A 22,259-nucleotide genomic window follows, 5' to 3' on the forward strand; every position below is an offset into this window, starting at 1 on the left:
GGCCCACGTCAAACGCAGTCTGGCGAACCTCGCCAATGTCGCCCTTGACCAGCTGGAGGCTGTTGTCCGCAACCGCCTCAAGCGATTGCAATACCACTCCGACGTCCTCGACGGCTTCCTCACCGGGGCCGGACTCTCCCTCGACCTCCCACCGCCATCACCTTGAAGCGCCGAGGTCAGTAAAGAACGACGACACCGTCGAGGGCCCTGACGGCCTTGTCTGCACCGCCCGGGCGCGAGCGGTTGCGGGGCCGTCCCCAAGGGGACGGGGCGGCCCCGCGCGGCCGATACGATGCCTCACCCAGCCGGCACCGCATCGCCGTCGGAATTCGCGGCGGCCTTCGCGCGCAGCGGTTCGAGCGCCACCGACCAGGCGACGACCTCGTCCAGCATCGTGTTCATCGCCGCTTCCTGCCGCTCCCCGGGCCGGAACACGCCCGCCGAGGTCGGGTCCGTCATGTCGCAGCCGGTGTAGTCGAAGTCGTCGAACACCGAAAGGACGACCTGGCTGCGCACGCCGGCGACCTTCACCTCGGCCAGCGTCAGCCGCAGATGCTCGACGGCACGAGTACCGCCGTGCACGCCATAGCTGACGAACCCGGCCGCCTTGTCGTTCCACTCGACGAACAGGTGGTCGATCGCGTTCTTCAGGGCCGCGGTCATGGAGTGGTTGTACTCGGGCGTCACGAAGACGAATCCGTCGAACGAACCGATGGCGGCGGCCCACCGCCGCGTGGCCTCATTGCGGTACTGGCCGAACATCGCGGGCACGGGCTCGTCCAGCATCGGCAGCGCGTAGTCCGCCAGGTCGACCAGTTCGAAGGTCACCTCGCCCACCACCGCCGCGGGATGCCGCGCGGCGACCTTGGTGGCCCACCGAGCCACGGTCTCCCCGCGCCGGCCGGGGCGAGTGCTCCCGAGTATGACGGCAATCCTGGTCATCTGTTCCGCTCCTTGTGTGTCATGTGCGTGCGGGCCCGGCGGCGGGCACGTCGTTCAGCCGGTCCGCGAGATGGCGCCCGGTCACCGAGGTCCGGTGCTCCACGAGGTCCCTGGGCAGCCCGGAGAACACGACGTCACCGCCGGCCGCTCCGGCACCCGGCCCCATGTCGATCACCCAGTCGGCCTGGGCGATGACGTCCAGGTCGTGCTCCACCACGACCACGGTGCTGCCCTTCGCCACGAGCTGGTCCAGCAGGCCGAGCAGGCGCCCCACGTCCTGGCGGTGCAGCCCCGCCGTCGGCTCGTCGACCACATAGAAGTCGGAGGGCGAGGCCAACTCGACGGCCAGCTTGAGCCGTTGCCGTTCTCCTCCGGACAGCGTGGACAGCGGCTGCCCGAGTGCGAGATAGCCGAGCCCGGCCCCCTCAAGGCTCTCCAGCACCGCCCTGATCGGCCGTTCCGTGAAGAACTGGCACGCCTCGGCCACCGACAGGGCGAGGACATCGGCGATGCTGCGACCGCGGAGCCGGTGGGCGAGCACCTCGCCGCGGAACCGGGAGCCGTCGCACTCCTCGCAGGTGGACTCCATGGTGTCGCCCCGGCCCAGCTCCGTCACGGTGACCCCGAGACCGTTGCAGGCCGGGCAGGCACCCTCCGAGTTCGACGAGAACAGCGCGGCACTCACCCCGGTGGCACGGGCGAACGCCTTGCGGACGGGATCCAGGATGCCGGTCCAGCTCGCGGGCGTGCTGCGGCGGCTTCCCCGGGGCAGGCTCTGGTCGATGATCACGCAGGAGTCCAGGTGGGACGGGAGCACGCCCCGGCTCAGCGAACTCTTGCCCGCCCCCGCGACCCCGCTGACGACGACGAGGACCCCGAGCGGGAACTCCACGGTCACATCGCGCAGGTTGTGCAGATCGGCGCCCTCCACCCGCAGCCACCCCTTCGGCTCGCGGGCGGCCCGCAGCCGGGGCACGGTGCGCAGGGCGGCGGCGGTGGCCCCGTCGGACGCGGGAAGGCCGCCGGGCTCTCCCGCGTAGACGATCGTTCCGCCGTGGGTTCCGGCGCCCGGCCCCAGGTCGACGACCGCGTCGGCGACATCGAGGACCTGGGGGTCGTGCTCCACGACGAGGACGGTGTTGCCCTTGTCTCGCAGGTTCGCCATCACCTTCAGCACCCGGTCGACGTCGTCGGCGTGCAGCCCGGTCGTCGGCTCGTCGAAGACGTACGTCAGGTCGGTCAGCGCCGAGCCCAGGTGGCGCACCATCTTCACCCGCTGCGATTCACCGCCCGACAGCGTGCCCGCACGGCGCTGGAGGTTGAGATAGCCCAGACCGAGCTCGACCATCGCGGCCAGCGCGGTGCGGATGCCGTCGACGAGACCGGCCATCGCCGGGTCGGTCCACTTCTCCATGAGCGCGAGCAGCTCGGCGATCTCCATGCTCGTGCACTCGGCGATGCCCACCCCGTTGACCCGGACCGAGCGGGCCTCGGCCGACAGACGGCTGCCCTCGCACGCGGCGCACGTCGAAGTGGTGGAGATGAACTCGACCGCGGCACGCACGTGCGGCTGGAGCGATTCGAGTTCCTTGTTCAGGTACAGACGCCGCAACTTGGGCACGAGACCCTCGTACGTCACCTTCAGCGAGCGGCTGTCGACCTTGGCGTGGTCCAGGTACAGCAGCGTCCTCCACGCCTCGTCGTCGTACTCGCGGAGCGCGAGGTCGGGGTCGAAGAAGCCGGAGTTGACGAAGATCGACCAGAACGCGGAGCCGACCGCGAAGGTGGGGAAGAGCAGCGCGCCCTCGTTGAGGGAGCGGTCGCGGTCCACCAGCCGGTCGATGTCGACATCGGTGACCACCCCGGTGCCCGAACAGGACGGGCACATGCCGGCCGGATCGTTGAACGAGAACCGGCTGGGCGAGCCGATGTGCGGGGTGCCGTGGCGGGAGAAGAGCTGGCGCAGCAGACCGTAGGTGTCGGTGGCGGTCCCGATGGTGGACCGGGGGTCCGCGCCCAGCCGCTTCTGGTCCACGGTCACGACGGCCGAGAGGTTGCGCAGACTGTCGACGTCCGGGCGCACCGTCTGCGGCAGCAGCCCCTGGACGAAGGTCGGCTGGGTCTCGTTGAGCAGGCGCTGGGACTCGGCCGCGATGGTGCCGAGCACCAGCGAGCTCTTGCCCGAACCCGAAACCCCGGTGAAGACGGTGAGCGCGCCCTTGCGCACGTCGATCGAGACGTCGCGCAGGTTGTTGGTCCGCGCCCCGCGCACCTCGATGTGGCCGCTGTCGTGGGACAGCCGACCCGCTCGCGGCTGGTCGGCGGCTCGCTCCGTGCTGCCCACTGTCGATGCCTCGGTCAATGATCGGGCGGGGTTCAAAGATCCTCCTGTGGTTCCTGGGGTGTCAGGCTATGAGGAGTAGAGGTCAATTCCTGACCTCTACTCCTCATGGCTCCGCGCGTCCTACTCGGGCCCCGGTACGTCCAGTTCGAGCGCGCCCATGGGGCAGGACCTGATCAGCCGCTCCATCCGGCGGACACCACCGGGCGGGTCGTCCCCCGCCCGCAGGACGACCCGTTGCTCGGGGGACCGGAAGATCGCGTCCGACAGTCCCTCGCACTGCCGGTGCATCTCGCACCTTCGGGCGTCGATCCCGACCACGGCCAGTACGGCACCGGCGTCAGGACGCTTGTCCATGGAACGTCACATCCATCCTCTCGATCCCGCGGATGGTGTTGTGCAGCCGCCACGTGGGCTTCGAGACCTCGATCCGGCCGACGTGGCGGACGAGCGCCGCCAGCAGGCTCTGCCCCTCGAGGCGCGACAGCGCCTGACCGACGCACGCGTGGATGCCGTGCCCGAAGCCGACGTGCTGGGCCACGCCCGGCCGTCCGACGTCGAAGGACTCCGGGTCCTTCCAGAACCTCTCGTCGCGGTTGGCCGAGCCGAAGAGCAGGAGCACCCGCGACCCGCGGGGGAGCTGCGCCCCGCCCAGCTCGGTGTCCTCCGCCACGTGGCGGGTGAATCCGCGAAGCGGTGACTCGAGCCGGATGATCTCGTTGAACGCCGACGGGATGAGTGAGGGGTCCTCCTTGAGGCGCAGCCACTGGTCCTCGTGCTCGCCCAGCAGCCACAGCATGCTGGACAGGGCGCTGACCGAGGTGTCCATGGACGGGGCCAGGAAGTCACCGAGCAGCCCCGGCAGCAGCTTGTCCTCGATCTTGCCCTCGCGGGCCTCCGAGACCAGCTCGGCCCCCCAGCTTCCGGGACGCAGATTGCCCGGCTGCGACATCCGGTGGAGGAACTCGCTCATCTCGCCCAGGAGGGGAAGCCCGGCCCGGGTCCGGTCGTTCATGGGTCCGAAGGCGTTGAATCCGGCACTGGCCCACTCCAGGAGCCGTTCCTTCCCCTCGTCCTCGGGCCACCCCAGCAGATCGGGCACGACGGCCAGCGGGAACGCGACCGCGAAGTCCTGGACGGCGTCGAACGATCCCCGCTCGACGAGGTCCTTCACCAGCCGGTCCGCCCAGGAGGTGACGTACCCCGTGATGTCGGCCATCGCGCGGGGCTTGAGATGCCGGGCCACCAGTCCGCGCACATTGGCGTGGTACGGCGGGTCACTGGTGAAGCTGCTGCCCTTCTGCGCCTTGTTCAGGGCGTCCGTCAGGCCCACCCCCTCGCCGGACACGAACGTGCCGTGGCGGTGCAGGGCCGCGTAGACCTCGTCGTAGCGGGCGGCGCAGTGCACCTGGTGGGAGGTCAGGTACGTCACCGGCGCGATGTCGCGGAGCGCGCCGTACACCGGGTACGGGTCGGTGATCGACGCGTCGGTGTACGGATCGAGATCGGTCCGCGGGATCGTCGTTGTCGAAGTCACGGCTTCACCTTCCCTGCGCGACGAGGTCTTCGATCAGCGGAACGATGCCCACCGCTGTCGGCGCCGTCGCGGCCTGTCGTGCGAGGTCCCGGGCCCTGGAGCAGTACGAGGAGTCGCCCAGCATCTCCTTGACGGACTGCGCGATCGCCTCGGCGGTGCCTTCCTCGCGGTAGAGCGTTCGCGCGCATCCGTAGTCCGTGAGGCGCTTGAGAGCCGGTACGAACGCCTCGAACGGGTTGAGGATCAGCTGCGGCGTGGCGGTGTTGATGGCGTTGATGGCTGTCAGGCCGCCCGCCGGATGGATGATCACCTCGCAGGTCGGCAGGATGGCCTCCAGCGGGATCCAGCCGGCCCGGACGCCCGGGTACTTCTCCTCCAACTGCTTGCCCTCGGCCTCGCCGATGGCGACGACGACCTCGACCTCAAGGGCCCGCAACCCCTCCACGATGGCCGAGATCCGGTCCATCGCCCCCGGGAAGGCGTACCGGAAACTGCCCATCGTCAGGCACACCCGGCCCTGGTCCGGAGTCCTCAGCATCCAGGGCTCGATCTCCCGCTGCTTGTTGTGCGGGGTCCAGCGCATGAAGGTGTTGGCCGTGTCGGTCAGCCCGGGAGGGCAGATGTCGATGCGCAACGACGGGTCGGGCAGCGTGTCCGCGCCGATCGTGGCGAGCTGGTCCGCCAGCTCCTCGTGGAGATGCTCCTCGTAGCCGTGGATGTCGAACAGGTCCCAGGACTGCCGTACGAAGGGGATGCCGACGAGCCGGGCGGCGATCTCCGCGCCGTGCCCCTGGCTGCCCGCGATCAGGACGTCGGCGCCCCAGGTCCGGCAGATCTCCACCAGATCGTCGAAGACGTGGCTTCCCTGGCGGCCGAACCAGTGACCCAGGTAGGGCATCTCCAGCTCGGGCCGGTGGGGGTACTCGATCGCCGGCCTGCCCCCGGAGGCGGCCTTGATGCTCTCGGTCGAATGGCCGCGGGCCACCGGGATCGACGGCAGACCGACGCCGGTGACCGCACCGGACAGCTCCTCGAAGGAAGCCACCAGGATGTCGTGCCCGGACGCCCGCAACGCCGAGGCGAGGGGGCCGATCGCGAAGGCACTGGCCGGGCTCGTGCCCGCGGCGTAGAACAGGGCCTTCACGAGGCGGCCTCCTCGGACCGGTCCTTGTCGCGCTCCGCGAAGTAGGCTTCCTTCAGCCCGACCGTCTCGAATTCGATGGCGGCCAGACCCGAGGTCAGCAGATGGCTGGAGCGGAGCTCCCGGACGAGGTCCAGGTAGTTCTCCATGTCGTCGAAGCCCAGGACGAAGAAGCTCTCCGCCTCACGCCCGTACTTGATGGCGCGCACCGGGGTGATCTCCCCGCCCCGCTTCACGAAGGCGCCGATGCCGGGGAAGACGTGCTCGTGCTCGATCGATATGCGCTCGTCGAGCGACAGCTCGTACCAGGGGTTCTGGTAGTTGACGACGAGGACGGCGGTGAACTTCATGCCCGGGGCTCCGATCGGTTCTCCTGCGGACGCAGTACGGCGTGCATGTGCCAGATCAGGGAAACGACGTTCCCGGCTTCGTCGACCATCTGGTCGGAGAGGTTGTCGGTGGGGGCGTCGACCTCGAACGTCCGCGGGTCGACCATCTTGGCGACGGCCTCGGCGGGCAGCGAACTGTGGTAGCGGGTCGCCTCGATCGTCCTGATGTCCCAGTCCGCGGAGAACGCCGCCCGCAGCTCCGGCTCGGAGATCCGGCGCGGCCCGGGGAAGTCGGGGGTGAGTTCCTTCGAGAACGTGAACAGGTGGAGTTCGGCGCCGTCGGCGCAGAGTGCGCGCAGGAGCTCTGCGTAGCGGGGCACTTCCTCTGCCGGAAGCGTGTGGAAGAAGGCGCTGTCCAGGACGGAGTCGTAGCGGGATCCGGACGTCGCCAGGGAGAACGCGTCGGCGGCCCGGAAGTCCACCGCCACGCCGCTACGACGGGCCTTCTCGCGGCCGCATTCGACGGCGACCTCCGAGATGTCGACCGCGCTGACGCGGAGTCCCTGGGCGGCCAGGTACAACGCGTTGTCCCCGAGTCCGCAGCCGAGATCGAGCACGTTTCCACGGAATCCGCCGGCGTCACAGATCGCGCGCACCGCGGGCTGCGGTCCGCCGATGTTCCACGGCATGAGGGGGCCCAGCTTCTCCCCGTCCTGATAGAGCTTCTCGAAGGGGATCTTCTCCGTGCTGCCGGTTGGCATCGTTCGCGATTCCTCTCAAGGTTGTATGGACATGCGGTGATGGAAGATGTTCAAGGGGTCCCATGTCCGCTTCGCCGACCGCAGGCGTGCGTAGTTGTCCTTGTAGTACAGGTGATGCCAGGGCTGCCCGGAGCGATTGTGGGCAGGGTCCATGAGGTCGGCGTCGGGGTAGTTGATGTAGCAGCCGTCGGTACGGTCGCCGACGACCGGAACGCCCCCCGTACCGGCGAAGAACTCCTCGTAGAGGCCGCGCAGCCAGCCGAGATGGAGCCCGTCCTGCTCAGCGTCCTGCCAGGCGGAGAACCACGACGACTTCACGATGGAGTCCCGCTGGGCGGTGACCGTGTCGGACGGGTCCCGCCGGTTGATCTCTCCCCCGTAGCTGTTGAGCATGGCGTACGAGGCCTGGCCGGGGTGGTCGGAGTTCAGGTGCCGGTGGAGCACGGCGAACTGGTCGTCGGTGGGCGTCGTGCGGTGGTATGCGGACTTGGAGGCCGAGCGGGCCCCCATGACATCGCCGCAGTCGGCCTGGCTCATGTAACGGGTGCCGGTCAGCCAGCTCATGACGCCCCCTCGGGGGATGCCCACCGCGCCCGTCCCCTCCGTCAGGGACGCGACGAACTCCCGCAGAATCCTGCCCTCGGGGTCCACGTCGGCGTCCTGCTGGACCATCAGCTGCAGGAATCCCGAGCTGCGATGCTGGACGAAGAGGGTGGCGAACAGCGACGACTCGGGCGTTCCCGGCGCGCTGTGGCGCTCGTGCCACTCGAAGAAGCGCCGCAGCAGGGTGATGAACGCCTGCTCGTCCAAGGCCGCCCAGGGGTACATGATCTTCTGGACGTGCAGCCGGCCGGAGGCGCGGGGCAGTCCGACCGGCCCGTCGGCCAGGTGCTCCGGGCTGCGGAACTCGTAGGCGGTGACGATGCCGAAGTTGCCGCCGCCACCGCCGGTGTGCGCCCAGAAGAGCTCGCCGAGGTCGCCGGTGTCGTCGGCGCGCGCGGTCACCAGACGCACTTGCCGGGACTCGTCCACGACGGCGACCTCCACGGCACGCAGATGGTCCACCACCAGCCCCAGTTGCCGCGACAGCGGACCGTAGCCGCCGCCCGCAACCAGCCCTCCCATGCCCACCGCGGAGCAGGCCCCCAGGGGCAGGGCCGTGTTCCACCGGCGGTACAGGGCCTTCTGGGCCTGGTCGACCGTCGCACCCGCACCGATCCGCACCCCGAGTCCGTCCTCGGACAGGCCGACCCCGTTGAGGTTGTGGAGGTCCAGGACGAGGTCACGGCGCGGCGTACCCACGAAGTCCTGGCCGCAGTGGCCACCGGACCGGCAGGCGACGCCACGCCCGTCCGAGACGGCCCCGCGCAGAGCGGCGACGGTCTCGTCCGGCGTGACGGGCAGCACGAACTGCGCGGGTTCGACGGCGAACCGGTGGTTGTCCGAGTGCGAGAGCTCGATGTACCGGGGGTCCCCGGGGCTCACCGTGAGCGGTGTCATCGGCGCCGTCACGACGCGTCGCCCTGGCGGGACCGGGAGAAGACGACCCCGTACGTATTGGACTCCCGCGAGGTCAGCAGGGACTTGCCGCGTGCGCGCATCTGCCGGTCGTGCGCGGGGCGTTGCTCCTCCGGCATGGTGTGGAACGCCTCATAGGAGGCGGCGTCGTCCCATTGCGCGTAGTTGACGACCATGTCGCCGTCGAGCGCGCGGAGAATGCTGTGCGAGCGGTATCCCGGCACCTGCCGCATCCAGGAGTCCGGCTTCTCGAACATGGACACGAGCTCACTCTGGTGCTTGGGATCGCATCCCATCAGGACGATGACGGTGAAGTCGTCGCGGTCCGGGCCGATCTCCGTCAGGGAGCCGCCGTCCTTCGTCTGGACGGACACCACTTCGGTCTTCAGCAGATGCACCGACGTGGTGAGATCAGTGAAGTAGGGAACCGTGTTGTGCTTGAAGTTCTCGCCGTCGTACCGCTCCTTCAGATCGTCGATCGACCGCCACTGGATGTAGTTGGCCGCGCAGGGCCGCGCCACTCCGGCGTGCAGGGTGGACGACCGCCAGCCCGGGTAGTTCGCGTTGGCGATGATGCCCCGCATGGCGTCCAGGAGAGTCTTCTGCTTCTCCGAGTCCGTGGTGTTGAACAGGTTGAACACGGTCAGGGAACCGTTCTCCGGCTCAATGATCGGCATGCGTCCTCCTATGAGACTTTCTTTCCTTCGATGACGGACTGCAGGCCGGCCCGGGCGACTCCGACCAGCTCGATACCGACCTCGGACATCAGGGACCGGAACTCCTGCACGGTGCGCTGCTTGCCCTCACAGAGGACGAGCATGTCCATGTCCATGAGTGAGATAGCCCGGTCCACCGTGTCGTCCAGACCGGCCACGGCCTCGACGACGGCGAGATGCGCCCCTTCGCCCATGGCCGACGCGATGTTCTTGAGAATGCGGCGGGACCGCGCGTCGTCCCAGTCGTGGAACACGTTGGAGACCATGTACAGGTCGCTCCCGGGCGGCACGCTGTCGAAGAAGGAGCCGGCCTTCACCGTCACGCGGTCCGAGACACCCGCGTCCGACAGCTCGGGCCACGCCCGCGAGACCACGTCCGGCTGGTCGAAGAGGACGCCGGAGATGCCGGGGTGCTTCTGCAGCACGGCGGACAGGAGCGCCCCTCGCCCGCCACCGACATCGGTGACGCTCCCGAACCGGGAGAAGTCGAACGCCTCGACCACGGGACGGATGACCCTCTTGGAGAGCTCGGTCATCGCGGAGTTGAAGACGGCCGCGGTGTCGGGATTGGACTCCATGAACTCCCAGACGCCCGAACCGTGCATCGCGGCGAAGGGCGAGCGCCCCGTGCGCACCGCGGTGGGCAGGTGCGCCCAGGTCGCCCGTTCGGCGGTGGAGCCCGTCCACCGTGCGAAGTTGCGCATGGAGTCGGCGTCGTCGGTGGCCAGGGCGCGGCCCAGAGCGGTCAGCTCCAGTGCGTCCTGGGCGGTCCGGCGCAGCAGGCCGACTGCTGTGCCGGCGCGGAAGAACCGGTCCGCAGTGTCGCGCTCGAGACCGAGCCGAACCGCCAACTGGGCCGATCCCAGAGCCCCGGGCGCCAGGGCGTCCGCCACCCCGAGTTCCGCGAAGGTGCTGACGACACCGGCGCGCCAACTCCCCATCAGGAGGTCGAGAAGCTGCAGGCTGACAGGTGCCGACGACGGGGGCAGCGATTGCGTATTTGCCATAGTCATGACGTCCCTTCGACTGTTGGCCATGTGGTGAGGTGGGGCACCGCTGCAGGGGGAGTCCGTGCTCGTCACACTCTCTTGCCGATGCAGGGGCGGCGGTAGGTATCCCCATGGGATGGTCCTGGGAAGCGGTGCCGGAGCGACGCGGAGTGCTGTGGGACGGCGCGTACGCACCCGTCCCACAGCACTCCGCGGGGTGTAGCCGGACGGACAGCGCGGCATGGACCGCGTGGCCGTCCTTCGGTTGATCGCCTCTAGGCATGGGTCCGGCCGACGTCGATCTCGGCGTCCGGTGCCGCGTCGGCGGCGTTGCCCTCCCCCCACTGCTGGGCGCCCTGCTTGGGCCGGGGGATGAGGAAGGTCGCCAGCATGCCGAGGGCGAGCAGCGCGGCACAGGTGTAGCCATTGGTCTGGATCGCGTGGGACATGGCGTCGCGGGCGGCGTCGGCGGCGGACGCCGTCTGCGGGTTGTCGCCCAGCCCGGAGATCATCGCGCCGGCGCTGTCGGAGACCGCCGAGGACAGCTGGTCGGCGCCGGCCTCGGGTGTTCCCTGCTTGACGAGCCGGTTCGACAGGTCGGAGGCCAGTACCGTGAAGAACGTCGAGGTCAGAACCGCAATACCGAGTGCGGAGCCGAGCTGGCGCGCGGCGCTCTGGATTCCGGAGCCCTGGCCGGCCTGCCGAGGCGGCACGTCCGCCAGGACCACATTGGTGACCTGGGCGGTGGCGAAACCGACTCCCATGCCGTACAGGAACAGGGCGATGGCGATGACCCACCACTGGGAGTCGCTGCTGGCCAGCAGGCCGAACATCAGCAGGCCGGCGGCCTCCAGGACCAGGCCGATCCGGACCAGGCCGATCGGCCCGGTCTTCTCGGCCATGCCGAAGCTCGCGCCACTCGCGAAGAAGCTGCCGACCGCGACGACGAAGACCAGCAACCCGGTCTGGACCGGGGAGTAGTCCAGGGCGTACTGGAGCCACAGCGGCAGCACGGCGAGCATGCCGAACTCGGCCAGGGCGATGATGAGTGTCGCGATGTTGCCCGTGCTGAAGGACTTGATGCCGAACAGCGAGGTGTCCATCAGCGGCGCCGTGCCGTTGCCCCGGGTGAGCCGCACCTGGAGGAACAGGAAGAGGGCGAGACACACCACCGCGACGACCAGGGCGACCGGGATGACCGACAGACCCGTGCCGTCCCCGAAGGGACCGAAGTCCTTGCGCGGTTCCCACCACCCGTAGTTGCGTCCCTCGATCAGCGCGAACGCGAGAAGTCCGAGGCCCAGCACCGACAGCACCGCGCCGACGGCGTCGATCCGTCCCGGCTGGCGAGGGGAGGGCTGGAGGAACTTCATGATGCCGACGAGGATCAGCGCGACGACCGCGATGTTGATGCCGAAGGCCCACCGCCAGGAGTAGTCGGCGAGCCAGCCGCCCAGCAGCGGTCCGACCGCGGCAGCCGCCCCGATCGTCGATCCCCAGACGGCGAACGCCTTGCCGCGGTCCGGGCCCCGGAAGGTCAGATTGAGCAGCGCCAGCGACGTCGGCATGATGATCGCGCCACCGACACCCTGCGCGAACCGGCTGGCGATCAGCAGATCCCCGGTGGGCGACACCGCCGCAGCGATGCTGGCCAGCCCGAAGATCACGGTCCCGACCATGAACAGCCTGCGCGCTCCCAGGACGTCCGAGAAGCGGCCCATCACCAGCAACAGGGCGGCCAGGATGATCGCGTAGGACTCCTGGATCCACTGAGCGCCGAAGGCCGAGATCTCCAGGTCGTCGATGATCGGCGGCATCACCACATTGACGATGGTGAAGTCCACGACCACCAGCGAGACACCGAGGGAAATGGCGACCAGGCCCAACCAGGCGTCCCGGTTGGTGGGTGAGGGCCGAGCCGGATTCTCGGACACAGCGTTCCTCCGTTCTGTTCGATGGGGGTGCACCCCGTTCGGTCGCCGAGGGCGAGGTACTGGGGGTGTCTGGGAGGCGTCCGGCCTCCGAGCCAATGGCACCCTGCCAGAAGAAGAGGACGTATTCTGACCTCTACTGACACCAATCCGGAGGGCAATCCGTGATCGCCAACCGAACGCTGGAGCTGCTCAGCCTGCTTCAGGCCCAGAAGGAGTGGACCGGCGACGGTCTGGCCGAGCGGCTGGGGGTGTCCCCGCGGACGGTCCGGCGCGACATCAACCGGCTGCGCGAACTGGGCTATCCCGTCACGGCGCGCAAAGGCCCCTCCGGCTTCTACCGGCTGTCCCGCGGAGCGCGGCTGCCCCCGCTGATAGTCGACGACGAGCAGGCCATCGCCATCGCCCTGGCCCTGCAGACGGCTCCGGCCTCGGTGACCGGCATGGGGGACGCCACGAAGCGGGCACTGAACTCCATCAAGGAGTTCCTGCCTCCCCACCTGGCCCGCAGGCTGGCGACCTTCTCGATCGAGCAGATCGAGAACGCCTGGGAGCTGGCCCCGCCCCAGGTCGATCCCGCGCTGCTGGCGCAGCTGAGCGCCGCCGCGCAGCAGCGCGAGCTGGTGCGGTTCGCCTACCGGTCCATCGACCACGACCCGGTGGAGGACGACGAGGTCCTGGCCGAACCCCATCGGCTCGTCGTCTGGTCCGGGCGCTGGTATCTGGTGGCGTACGACCAGCGCAGGAACTCCTGGCACACCTACCGGCTCGACCGCATAGGGCAACTGACCTCCACCGCCTGGCGGTTCGGTCCTCGGGAAGTGCCGGAGGCGGACATCACCCGCTTCGTCCAGAGCCAGCCCGACCGGGGGGACACCGCGGACACCTGGCCGTGCTGGGGCACCGTCCTGATGGAGTGCCCCGCGACGCTGGTGGCGAAGTGGGCTCCGGGCGCGGCGAGCTTCGAAGCGATCGACGAGCGGATCACCCGGATCCGGATGGGGGCGTGGTCCTGGTCGGCGCTCATCGGCTTCCTCGTCACCTTCAACTGCCGTTTCACCGTCGAAGGCCCGCCCGAACTCGCCGAGGCGGCCCGCCAGGTGATCGGCCGCCTCGACGCCGGGGTGCCCCTGCCCGACGAGCGCGCGCCGGAGCCGGTCAGTTCAGTCCGAGCCGGTACCTGAGATCGGAACGGACGGCCCGCATTCCTTCCTCGATGTTCAGAAACGGGGACGACGCCAGATCCGTCCACACCCGTGAGGTGACCGAGAGATCGACGTTCGGGCCCGCCGCCACGGGCTCGTGCGCGACCGGCACCGGCCGGTCGAAGAGACGCTCGGCCACCTCCAGGAGCTCGTCGATCCGGAAGGGCCGCCCGCTGGCGAAGATCTTGCAGACATACGGGTCCGTCCCCCGGGTACGGGAACGCACCGCCTCCATCGCCGCGACGGCCATCCGGGCGCAGTCCCGCGCGTAGATGTAGTCGCGCGTGGTCTCCAGCGCGGCCCGCAGCGGCAGGGGTTCGCCGCTCAGCTGGGCCTTGATGATGGCGCTGACCAGGCCCTGGTTCTTGGCGAGGTTCTGTCCGGGGCCGTAGAGATTCGTGATGCGGGCCGACACCGTGGGCAGTCGCCACCGGTGCGACAGGGCCCGGGCTTCCTCCTCCACGGCGAGTTTGGCCTCGCCGTAGGGATTCACGGGAACGGGCGGGGAGAGCTCCGTGAACGGCGCGCGCTCCGAGCCCGCGAATGCGCCGCCCGCCGACGACGCGAAGAACAGGGCGCCGTTCGAAGGAGAACCCGACCGTTCGAGCCCGTCGTTGACGCCGGCCAGCAAGCGGCTCACCAGTACACGTTCCCGCTCGACCTGTTGCGCGGGTGTGTGGAACACAGCCAGGCCCGCACACCAGTACAGGTTCCAGCGGTTCGGCTGCCGGGCCAGGTCCCTTCCCAGCGCGTAGAGCCGCCGGCACGCCTGGACGTGGTCGCCCCATCGCACGGACACCCGTCGGACCGGACGTGGGCCGAGCACGCCGAGGATGTGCCTCCCCAGCAGCCCTCCACCGCCCACGACGACTTCCGTCGTCCCGGTGGATTCCTCGCGCGCGGCGGAGCCGTACGAACCCGGCGACAGCAGCGCCTCGGCAACGGGCGGATACGGAAGAATGCGGTCCATCGTCAGCTCACGTCCAGATACGGATGCGGCCTGGGACCGGACGGCCGGGCTGGCTCACGGCCTCGGACAAACTCCTTCAGGTGCGCTCGTACCGACCCGTTCGAGTGCTGTCGCGAGGCGTCGAGCGCAAGATTCCACACCGCCTCCTGCTGCCGGGTGTCCAGCAGTCGGGAGATCAGCCCCTCCCACGCGACGCACAGATCGACGAACTCCTCCTGGAGGCCCAGGCACGCCGCCAGCTCGGCGGACCGGGTGAGGGTCCGAAGCACCACATTGCCGTCGGCGCTCGGCGAGGGGCTGATGCGGCTGGCCCCCACCAGACCGTACGACGCCTTGTAGTGGTGCAACGCAGCGCGGGCGATGCGGCGTTGCTCCTCGCGGGGGATGCTCTTCTGCACTTCCAGATGCGCGGCGTGCAACAGCAGCGGGTGCATCTGGTACGTGCCCGACCGCGTCCGTTGCAGCAGCGCCCGGTCGGCGAAGCGCCGGCACGCGCGCCTGGCCCAGTCGGGCGATACGCCGAGCGAGGCCGCGACCGAGGTCTCGTCCATCTCGGGACAGGGCAGGAGCGAGAGCCGCAGATAGCGGTCGTGATCGAACTCCTCCAGGTAGGTGAACGAGGTCATGAGCCGGCCGACCAGACTGCGCCCGGGCACTTCCAGTTCACTGAAGGCGGAGGCCGAGGAGGAGAGGCGGTTGCTGAGCTCGCGCAGGTCCAGGAAGTCGCGTGTCGATATCCGCGCCGCTGCCAGGCGGAGCGCCAGCGGCAGGTTGGCGCACATCTGGATCAGAGCCCGGGCATCCTGCGTCTGGCTGCCGTCGAAGCGCTGATCGACCATGGAGCTGAGCATCTTCAGGCACTCGTCCTCGTCCGGCAGCCCGAGCGAGATGTGATGGGCCCCGTCGATTCCGTTGAGGATGATGCGGGAGGTGATGACGCACGCGCTGTCGCGCGAGGGCGGGATGAGCGGCTCCACCTGCTCGATGCTGCACGCGTCGTCCAGCACGACGAGCAGCCTCTGCCCCGCAGTGAGGGTACGCCACTGTGCCAGGCGCCCCTCCTCGGAGGACGGGATCTCGTCGTCGGGAACGCCCTTCTGCCTCAGCAGCACCCCGAGCGCGCTGGACACACTGGCCGTGGAGGACGAGGCGGACCCGTCCAGCGACACGAAATGCTGCCCGTCCGGATAGTGGCGGGCCAGTTTGTGTGCCAGCCGGACGGCGATGGTCGTCTTGCCCAGGCCGCCCATTCCGTGAATCGTCGCCACGAGCAGCGGATGGGGCCCGTCCCCCGACAGCAGTTTCTCCAGCTCGTCGACCTCGCGTTCCCGCCCTGCGAAATCGTGCAGATCCCGGGGCAGGCAGCTCGGGCCGACTGGGGAACTGTCCCTTGCCGCGGAGGACGGCAGGTGCGGGACGTTATGGACGGGCAGGCTGCTCACGGGCTGGACGGGCGGGGCGGGAACGGCGACATCGGATCCTCTGCGGACCGGATGCCCGTGGATCTTCGACGCCACGTGCAGTATCGAGGTCAGTTCGTCGGAACGTCCTCTTTCATGGAATGCCTGCACGGTCTTGTTCAGGAGTACGCGGTGCTGCTCCACCAGTTCGAAGATGCGGAGTTCCTGCCCCCGCGGTTCCGATCCCTCGCACGGCCGTCCACGCCAGAGCGCCAGTGCCGAGTACGCCGTCGAGAGGTCCTCGTCACTGGCCAGGGAGCTCGACATCGCCCGGTCGTAGAGGCGGCGGAACTCGGAGACATCGGACTGCTTGGGCGTCAGCTTGAGCATGTAGCCCTCCTGCGAGGTCGTCACCAGGTCCCAGCCGTCGTCTAAGCTGAGCCGCAATGCGGAAATCATCTTCCGAACCTGGTGATTCGCGCTGGAAGGGCGCTTCTTTTCCCATGCGGCATTGAGCAGATCCTCCATCGCCGCCGAATGTTCGGGCTGAAGGGCGAGATAGGAAACCACCGTCCTGTATTTCCGCCCGGTCAGCTGAACAAGTGTGCCGTCACTTCGGACCTGAAGTGAACCCAGCACGTCAAAACGAATGAAACTCATAGCGTCTTCCCCCGTCAGCCATTCGATTCAATTGAGAGAATGCCCTGCTTCGAACTGCCGGCACGGCCCGGTCGATCGGTCGTGGGCGCGCCGCAGTCCCCCTGTGAAGAAGGCTTCGAAAATCCTCGTGCGTACTCCCACTCACGTCGCGAGCGGGAGTGGCGACAGGTCATGTGTGGGGACGCCGGGCCTTCCGCGATGCTGACGCACGCGTGAGCGCACCCGGAGATCCACCGGATGCGACTGGGGACCGACGCCCCATTCGCTATGTACATGACACATGACACTGAAGGGCTGGCCCGCGACTGGTGCGGGCCGACATCGGGAAGGGTGGGAACCAGCGATTCGGAATATCGGGGTCCATTTCACCCGGGAGGGGAACTCCGCGTCACGCGAAGCTATTCAGACCGAACTGTCTGTTGGCGCGATGCACTGATGGGCAGCAGACGGTGCCTGGTTCGCCAAAGGCCCAGGAGGTTCGGGCGGCCGGCCATTGCATCTGATCTCCCCCGTCCAGTCTTCGGTAATGCTAACACCAGGCTTTGGCCACTTGGAAGATTCGACGGCCTTGACGGTCCGTGCTTTCCGGGCGTCACCCGCAGGGCCGTTCGGGGACGCAATGCCGTGAAGTCCCGGCCGGGTGGTCAGCGGGAGGACTCGACGATCTCGCGCCTGACCGACTCCCCGTACTCGGCCTCGCGCCGGTGGCGCGGCATCGTGGCGACGGTGGCGGAACGCCCGGAGCGCACGGAGGGCAACCGGCGCGAGGCCATGGACAGGGCCGTTCCCGGGCCGATCTCCACGAACGTGTGCGAACCGGAATCGAAGTTCCGGCAGAGCGCCTCCCAAAAATCGACCCGCTCGGCCATCTGACGCGTCCAGAATCCGGCGGGCAGCACCTCCCGGTCGCTGACCCTCCGCGCCGAGAAGGCCGAGACCATCCGCACCCCCGCCGGCGACAGGCAGTGCTCGTGCCGGGCCAGGAACTCCTCGAACTCGAGGGCGGCGGGCCCCAGGAGAGGGGAGTGGAACGGTTCGGTCGCGGCGGCGCGCATGCACGGCACACCCTGGGCGCCGAGATGACGAACCGTGGCGGAGACATCCTCCTCGGCACAGCTCACGACGCACTGGTTGTCCGCGTTCTCCGCCGCGATCCAGGCGCTCCCGTCCAGGGCACCGAGCTGCGCCCGTACCGATTCCGCCGCACCGCGGCAGGCGATCAGACCGCCGCGGGGGGCATGCTCGAGGAGCCGGGCCCGTTCGTTCAGGAGCGCGCCCGCCAGCCCGAGATCGAAGACCCCGGCGAGCGTGGCCGCGGCCAGTTCACCCACGCTATGACCGATCAGGGTCACCTCGGCGTCCCCCAACTCGTCCAGCCAGACCGTGCCCGCCGCGTAGCCGATGCCGAACAGCAACGGCTGGGCGTACGGCCCGCGGGCGAGTTGCTGGGGCGAACCGTTCAGCCATACGTCCCGCAGCCGGTCCGCACCGGTACCGAAGGCGTCGAGGAAGTCGTCGAGCGCCTTCCTGAACCGGGGGTCGGACTCGTAGAGCGGGGCCCCCATCGACGGGAACTGCGAGCCCTGCCCGGGCAGCATCAGCACCGGGGAGCCCGGAACGGCTTCCGCCCCGCCGGGCTGCCGGGCGGCCGAGGACGCGTCACTCACGCGATTCGTCACCGGTTCACCACCCCGCCACGCCGTCGAGGAAGGACGGCAGGTCGTGGGAGCGATACGTACGGACCCCCGGCAGCGCCCGCTGGACGAAACCGGAGAGGACCTTGCCCGGTCCCAGCTCCCAGGTCCGCGACACCGACCGCCTCTCCAGCTCGGCCATGACGTCTACCCAGCAGACCCGATGCACGAGCTGGTCGCCGAGCTGGCGCCTGATCTCCTCACCGCTCGCGTACGGCGCGGCCGTCGAGCCGGAGAGCAGGGGCGTTCGGGGCGAACGGAAGTCGAAACGCCGCAGGTAGTCCACGAAATCAGCCGTCGCGCTCTCCATGAGGCTGGAATGGGCCGGGCCGCCGATCCGCAGCACGGTCGCCCGCGCGTCCGGCCTCATGGTGACCCGCCGGACCAGGTCGTCGATGGCGGCGGACTGGCCGGAGACCACGACCTGGCGGGGCTCGTTGTGATTGGCGACCTCGACCACCTCGCCGGTGTCGCGTCGCACATCCGCGCAGGCCCGCTCGACCTGCTCGATCGCGAGGCCGATGACGGCCGCCATCTTGCCGTCCACCCGTTGCTGCACCTCCGCCATGAGCTCACCGCGACGATGAACGAGCTGGAGGACCTCCTGCCAGGTCAGCACGGAGGCCGCCGCGAGCGCCGAGTACTCACCCAGGCTGTGGCCCGCGACGATGTCCGGCACCGCGCCGTTGGCCCGGGCGACGACCAGGGCCGCGTAACTGCACAGAAAGACGGCCGGCTGGGTGACCGGCATGTGCCGCAGCCGCTCGACCGGCCCTTCCTCGCACAGGCGGGTGAGGGGAAAGCCCAGGATCTCGTCCGCTTCCCGCCACAGCGGTTCGACCAGGCGCGGGTAGTGCTCGCGCAGATGTGTGCCCATGCCGGACTTCTGGGTTCCCTGTCCGGGAAACAGGAACGCTCTCACGGCGCCACCTCGGGTATGCGGTCGTCAAGGGGGCGCAGGGCGTCGCCCCCGTCGTTCCCGGCCCTGCCGGGTGTGTCGACACCGGCGAGGCAGTCGGCGATCCCCGCCCGGAACACCTCGTCCGTGTCCAGGCGTTCGGCCACGCGGGCCTTGAACGCGGCGGTCGCCTCGTCGGTGTCGAACAACAGGCGGGCCTGGACCCGCAGCCTTTGTGCCAGGACCTCCAGCCACGCGGAGCGCTCCCGCTGGTAGTCCAGGAGCGCGCGCGGATCTCCGGTGCGGAGGTACCGCAGCGCCCGGTGGCCGAGCGCGTCGGCGTCCATCAGCGACGTGTTCAGCGCCTGACCGCCGATGGGGACGAAGGGGTGGGCGGCGTCACCGCACAGCACGAAACGGCCCTCGACCAGTCGGCGCGCCACCCTCGTGTCGTCGCCGAACGTGCGCACCCAGGACGGTTCGACCGGAAGCCCTTCGCCGGTGGCGTCCTGCCAGGCGGCACGCAGATCCTCGGCCGAGCGATCCTCCCCCGCGGGCCACCGCGGGTCGTGGATCAGCACCCGCGTGACCTCGGCACTGAGCGGGGCGGCGGTCACGGTGTAGCGCCCCCGCCGCTCGAAACGCCGCTTGGGCACCTCGCAGTGGTGAAGATCGGCCTGCACCAGGACACGGGCGGGCGGCGCGCCCGCGTACTCGATGCCGAGCAGCGACCGGACGGTGCTCTCCTGCCCGTCCGCGGCGACCAGTAGCGCCGCTCCGAAGGTCCGGCCGGTCCGGGTCGTCACCTCGCAACGCCCCTCCTGCTCCCGGACGGACACGACATGCTCACCACGCTGTACGCGCACGCCGCGGTGGCGCGCCCAGTCGCCCAGCGTCCGTACCAGTTCCGGCTGCGGGCAACGCCAGACACCGGCCCGCGCGGAGCGGACCCGCGACAGGTCCACGGGCAGACCGCCGTGGTGCCCCTGGGTGCCCCGGGGCAGCCGGGGCGCGAACGCGACCCCGTGGGAGTCGAGGATCTCCATGGCGCGGGCGTGCAGGGTCGAGGCACGTGTCTGCGGATTCGGGGTCTCCCGCGATTCCAGAACGGTGACCCGGGCGCCTCCCCCGGCGAGGATTCCCGCCAGGAGGAGGCCACTGGGCCCTGCACCCACGACCAGCACGTCCGGGGGACCGGGCACGGTCACGTCCCCGACCGCCGCTGCGCCGCGGCGGCGCCCGCCCACCGGACCGCCGCCTCGAGGGTCCGCAGGCTGTTGTTCCCCAGGTTCCGCCGGGCCAGCCGCTTCGCGTCCGCGACCGTCGCCTCCGGGCCGAGGACCTTCCGCACCGCGCCGGGATCGATCGCCACGGTGTGCTGCGACGTGACCCGCCACTTCTCCCCGGCCGGGGAGATGGTCCACTCACCGATGTGCAGCGCCAGCAGCGCCGGCAGCGTCACCTGCTTGTACAGGAGCCTGGCCGGGCTCTGGGACACGCGGTAGGACTCCGTGACGTGCGTGTCCCCGTCCGGGGTCCGCGTCCGCATCCGGAGCAACTGGAGTCCGTCGGAGAACTCCTTCATCTCGGCCTCGGCGACGTGGTCCAGCCGCCCCGACCACAGCTCGCCGCGGTCCAGGAACGAGAACAACCGGACGGGATCGGCCGTGGTTTCTACCGCGTCCGTGAAGGTGAACGGGCTCAGGTCGCCGTCCGCGTCCCGTTCGACGGCGGACCGCAGCATCGCGAGCTCCTTCCTGCTGTTGGTGTCCACGGCCCGGGCTATCCATTCGAGCGACTCGGCCGAGTCGCCCTCCGCCCGGTAGGTGTGCGACAGCCGGACCGTGCAGCCGCCGTCGGACGCGGGCAGGACCTGCCACTCGCCCGACATCTCCGCGACCGGTGGCGCGGTGACGGTCTGCGCGAAGCGGATGGTACGGGCGACGGGGTCGAGCTGCCGCTCGGACACCCATGACTTGGGCTCGCCGTTGGCGACGGCCCACAGCTGGATCGTCTGCCTGTCCCCGTCGCGGGACAGCTCTGCGCTGTGGATGGTCGGCTCGAACATCCACGACCACTGCCCGACGTCCGCCAGGCGGTGATACACCTCGTCGGCGCCGCTGTTGATCACGATGGTGTGCACGTCCACGCGAGGCCGGTCGGCCATGCGGATCATCTCCTAGAAGTTTCCGAGGCCGCCACACACATTGAGTGCCTGGGCCGTGATCGAGGCGGCGCCTTCGGTCGTGAGGTACTCGACGAGGGAGGCGACCTCGTCGGCCGTGCTGTAGCGGCCGAGCGGGATCTTCGCCTCAAAAGCGGTCAGGACCTCCGCCTCCGTGGTCTCCCACGCCTGGGCATACGCCTGGCGGACACGCGAGGCCATGGGGGTCTCCACGTATCCCGGGCAGACCGCGTTCATCGCGATGCCCTGGGGCGCGAGTTCCTTGCCGACCGCCTTGGTGAAGCCGACCACGCCGTGCTTGGAGGCGGAGTACGGGGCGGCCAGCAGGACCCCTTGCTTGCCCGCGGTGGACGCGATGTTGATGATCCGGCCGTGGTCGACCTTGTCGATGCCGCCGCGGGCCAGAACCTCCCGGGTGACGTAGAAGACGCTGTCGAGGTTGGTGCCGAGCACCTCCCGCCACAGTTCGTCGGTCAGTTCGGCCGTCCTGCCGCCGCCGTTGCGGCCGGCGTTGTTGACCAGGATCCCGATGGGCCCGTTGGCCTCCACGGCCCGGCCGACCAGATCGCGCACCTGGTGGGGGTCGCTCACATCGGCGGTCAGCGCGGTGACGGGCACGCCGTGACCGGAGAGTTCCGCAGCGGTGCGGTCGAGCTTCTCGGGGTCACGGCCGCAGATCGTCACGGTGTGCCCGGCCGCCGCGAGACGCCGCGCGACGGCCGCTCCGATGCCGCTCGACCCGCCGGTGACGAGAGCGTGTCGGGAAAGGCTCATGACGAGGCCGCCCGACGCTGCAGGACGTGGTTGATCGCGTCCAGCAGTTGCTGGGGCGTTTCGAGGTCGGTGAAGACCGAGTCGTCGATCTCGACGTCGTTCTCGCGGCCCAGGCGCAGACCGGTCTCCAGAACGGCCAGGGAGTCGTATCCCAGGTCGGCGAAGGCCCTGGTACCCAGGTCGCGTTCGAGGTCGACGCCCTCGTCGACACCGGAGCCCTCCACGAGCGCCCGCCTGAGGTCGTCCATGGTGACGTGCTGTGTCATTG

20 protein-coding genes are annotated in these 22,259 nt (G+C 69.4%); 1 reads left to right on the plus strand and 19 read right to left on the minus strand.

The window, feature by feature from the left end:
• Positions 1-297: 297 nt before the first annotated feature.
• The 11 genes from ACIRYZ_RS42185 to ACIRYZ_RS42235 all read right to left on the minus strand — a co-directional run bounded on the left by ACIRYZ_RS42185 (position 298) and on the right by ACIRYZ_RS42235 (position 12,208).
• Positions 298-942, minus strand: coding sequence for an NADPH-dependent FMN reductase (locus ACIRYZ_RS42185; protein ID WP_402953970.1), 645 nt, complete (start codon positions 940-942; stop codon positions 298-300).
• 19 nt (positions 943-961) lie between these two features.
• A complete protein-coding gene (locus ACIRYZ_RS42190; RefSeq protein WP_402953971.1) occupies positions 962-3,286 on the minus strand; it encodes an ATP-binding cassette domain-containing protein in 2,325 nt (774 codons plus the stop codon).
• A gap of 120 nt (positions 3,287-3,406) precedes the next feature.
• Positions 3,407-3,640 (minus strand): hypothetical protein, encoded by a 234-nt coding sequence (locus ACIRYZ_RS42195; RefSeq protein ID WP_402953972.1) that lies wholly within the window; start codon positions 3,638-3,640, stop codon positions 3,407-3,409.
• Positions 3,624-4,820 carry a cytochrome P450 gene (locus ACIRYZ_RS42200; protein WP_402953973.1) on the minus strand — a complete coding sequence of 399 codons (1,197 nt, stop codon included), beginning with the start codon at positions 4,818-4,820 and terminating at the stop codon, positions 3,624-3,626. Before ACIRYZ_RS42200 ends, ACIRYZ_RS42195 begins: the two co-directional genes overlap by 17 nt.
• A 4-nt stretch (positions 4,821-4,824) precedes the next feature.
• Entirely contained in the window at positions 4,825-5,964 is a 1,140-nt protein-coding gene (locus ACIRYZ_RS42205) for a glycosyltransferase (RefSeq protein ID WP_402953974.1), read from the minus strand.
• The gene (locus tag ACIRYZ_RS42210; RefSeq protein ID WP_358942602.1) at positions 5,961-6,311 is read right to left on the minus strand and encodes a hypothetical protein; all 351 of its coding nucleotides are present in this window, start codon (positions 6,309-6,311) and stop codon (positions 5,961-5,963) included. The genes ACIRYZ_RS42205 and ACIRYZ_RS42210 overlap by 4 nt, the downstream gene beginning before the upstream one ends.
• Complete coding sequence (locus ACIRYZ_RS42215) at positions 6,308-7,051, minus strand: class I SAM-dependent methyltransferase (protein ID WP_402953975.1); 744 nt, start codon at positions 7,049-7,051, stop codon at positions 6,308-6,310. Before ACIRYZ_RS42215 ends, ACIRYZ_RS42210 begins: the two co-directional genes overlap by 4 nt.
• A 15-nt stretch (positions 7,052-7,066) precedes the next feature.
• Positions 7,067-8,536: an FAD-binding oxidoreductase gene (locus ACIRYZ_RS42220; RefSeq protein WP_402953976.1), complete on the minus strand. Its 1,470-nt coding sequence runs from the start codon at positions 8,534-8,536 to the stop codon at positions 7,067-7,069.
• 23 nt (positions 8,537-8,559) lie between these two features.
• On the minus strand, positions 8,560-9,246 hold the full coding sequence (locus ACIRYZ_RS42225; protein WP_402953977.1) for an antibiotic biosynthesis monooxygenase family protein: 687 nt from the start codon (positions 9,244-9,246) through the stop codon (positions 8,560-8,562).
• A gap of 8 nt (positions 9,247-9,254) precedes the next feature.
• Positions 9,255-10,292, minus strand: coding sequence for a methyltransferase (locus ACIRYZ_RS42230; protein ID WP_402953978.1), 1,038 nt, complete (start codon positions 10,290-10,292; stop codon positions 9,255-9,257).
• Positions 10,293-10,549: 257 nt separating this feature from the next.
• Complete coding sequence (locus ACIRYZ_RS42235) at positions 10,550-12,208, minus strand: MFS transporter (protein WP_402953979.1); 1,659 nt, start codon at positions 12,206-12,208, stop codon at positions 10,550-10,552.
• Between the two features lie 161 nt (positions 12,209-12,369).
• Here ACIRYZ_RS42235 and ACIRYZ_RS42240 point away from each other — a divergent pair, with 161 nt between their 5' ends.
• Positions 12,370-13,389, plus strand: coding sequence for a helix-turn-helix transcriptional regulator (locus ACIRYZ_RS42240; protein ID WP_402953980.1), 1,020 nt, complete (start codon positions 12,370-12,372; stop codon positions 13,387-13,389).
• Here the strand turns inward: ACIRYZ_RS42240 and ACIRYZ_RS42245 are convergent.
• The 8 genes from ACIRYZ_RS42245 to ACIRYZ_RS42280 all read right to left on the minus strand — a co-directional run bounded on the left by ACIRYZ_RS42245 (position 13,364) and on the right by ACIRYZ_RS42280 (position 22,257).
• Positions 13,364-14,380 (minus strand): NAD-dependent epimerase/dehydratase family protein, encoded by a 1,017-nt coding sequence (locus ACIRYZ_RS42245; protein ID WP_402953981.1) that lies wholly within the window; start codon positions 14,378-14,380, stop codon positions 13,364-13,366. The two genes, ACIRYZ_RS42240 and ACIRYZ_RS42245, sit on opposite strands and share 26 nt — an antisense overlap.
• A gap of 2 nt (positions 14,381-14,382) precedes the next feature.
• A complete protein-coding gene (locus ACIRYZ_RS42250; RefSeq protein WP_402953982.1) occupies positions 14,383-16,440 on the minus strand; it encodes an NB-ARC domain-containing protein in 2,058 nt (685 codons plus the stop codon).
• A 644-nt stretch (positions 16,441-17,084) separates the two neighbouring features.
• Complete coding sequence (locus ACIRYZ_RS42255) at positions 17,085-18,107, minus strand: acyltransferase domain-containing protein (protein ID WP_402953983.1); 1,023 nt, start codon at positions 18,105-18,107, stop codon at positions 17,085-17,087.
• A gap of 16 nt (positions 18,108-18,123) precedes the next feature.
• A complete protein-coding gene (gene fabD, locus ACIRYZ_RS42260) occupies positions 18,124-19,056 on the minus strand; it encodes an ACP S-malonyltransferase (protein WP_402953984.1) in 933 nt (310 codons plus the stop codon).
• Positions 19,053-20,234, minus strand: a complete 1,182-nt coding sequence (locus ACIRYZ_RS42265; protein WP_402953985.1) for an FAD-dependent monooxygenase — start codon at positions 20,232-20,234, stop codon at positions 19,053-19,055. The genes fabD and ACIRYZ_RS42265 overlap by 4 nt, the downstream gene beginning before the upstream one ends.
• Before the next feature lie 2 nt (positions 20,235-20,236).
• A complete protein-coding gene (locus ACIRYZ_RS42270) occupies positions 20,237-21,199 on the minus strand; it encodes an SRPBCC family protein (RefSeq protein ID WP_402953986.1) in 963 nt (320 codons plus the stop codon).
• A gap of 12 nt (positions 21,200-21,211) precedes the next feature.
• Complete coding sequence (locus tag ACIRYZ_RS42275; protein ID WP_402953987.1) at positions 21,212-21,991, minus strand: SDR family NAD(P)-dependent oxidoreductase; 780 nt, start codon at positions 21,989-21,991, stop codon at positions 21,212-21,214.
• On the minus strand, positions 21,988-22,257 hold the full coding sequence (locus tag ACIRYZ_RS42280) for an acyl carrier protein (protein ID WP_402953988.1): 270 nt from the start codon (positions 22,255-22,257) through the stop codon (positions 21,988-21,990). Before ACIRYZ_RS42280 ends, ACIRYZ_RS42275 begins: the two co-directional genes overlap by 4 nt.
• Positions 22,258-22,259: the final 2 nt, after the last annotated feature.

This window comes from Kitasatospora sp. NPDC101155 (genome assembly GCF_044768305.1).
In the GTDB taxonomy this organism is placed as follows: Bacteria; Actinomycetota; Actinomycetes; order Streptomycetales; family Streptomycetaceae; genus Kitasatospora.

Coding starts and splice junctions, on each gene's coding strand:
- ACIRYZ_RS42185 (WP_402953970.1), bottom strand. CDS start 942: ATGACCAGGATTGCCGTCATACTCGGGAGCACTCGCCCCGGCCGGCGC.
- ACIRYZ_RS42195 (WP_402953972.1), bottom strand. CDS start 3,640: ATGGACAAGCGTCCTGACGCCGGTGCCGTACTGGCCGTGGTCGGGATC.
- ACIRYZ_RS42210 (WP_358942602.1), bottom strand. CDS start 6,311: ATGAAGTTCACCGCCGTCCTCGTCGTCAACTACCAGAACCCCTGGTAC.
- ACIRYZ_RS42215 (WP_402953975.1), bottom strand. CDS start 7,051: ATGCCAACCGGCAGCACGGAGAAGATCCCCTTCGAGAAGCTCTATCAG.
- ACIRYZ_RS42225 (WP_402953977.1), bottom strand. CDS start 9,246: ATGCCGATCATTGAGCCGGAGAACGGTTCCCTGACCGTGTTCAACCTG.
- ACIRYZ_RS42230 (WP_402953978.1), bottom strand. CDS start 10,292: ATGGCAAATACGCAATCGCTGCCCCCGTCGTCGGCACCTGTCAGCCTG.
- ACIRYZ_RS42245 (WP_402953981.1), bottom strand. CDS start 14,380: ATGGACCGCATTCTTCCGTATCCGCCCGTTGCCGAGGCGCTGCTGTCG.
- ACIRYZ_RS42250 (WP_402953982.1), bottom strand. CDS start 16,440: ATGAGTTTCATTCGTTTTGACGTGCTGGGTTCACTTCAGGTCCGAAGT.
- ACIRYZ_RS42270 (WP_402953986.1), bottom strand. CDS start 21,199: ATGGCCGACCGGCCTCGCGTGGACGTGCACACCATCGTGATCAACAGC.
- ACIRYZ_RS42275 (WP_402953987.1), bottom strand. CDS start 21,991: ATGAGCCTTTCCCGACACGCTCTCGTCACCGGCGGGTCGAGCGGCATC.
- ACIRYZ_RS42280 (WP_402953988.1), bottom strand. CDS start 22,257: ATGACACAGCACGTCACCATGGACGACCTCAGGCGGGCGCTCGTGGAG.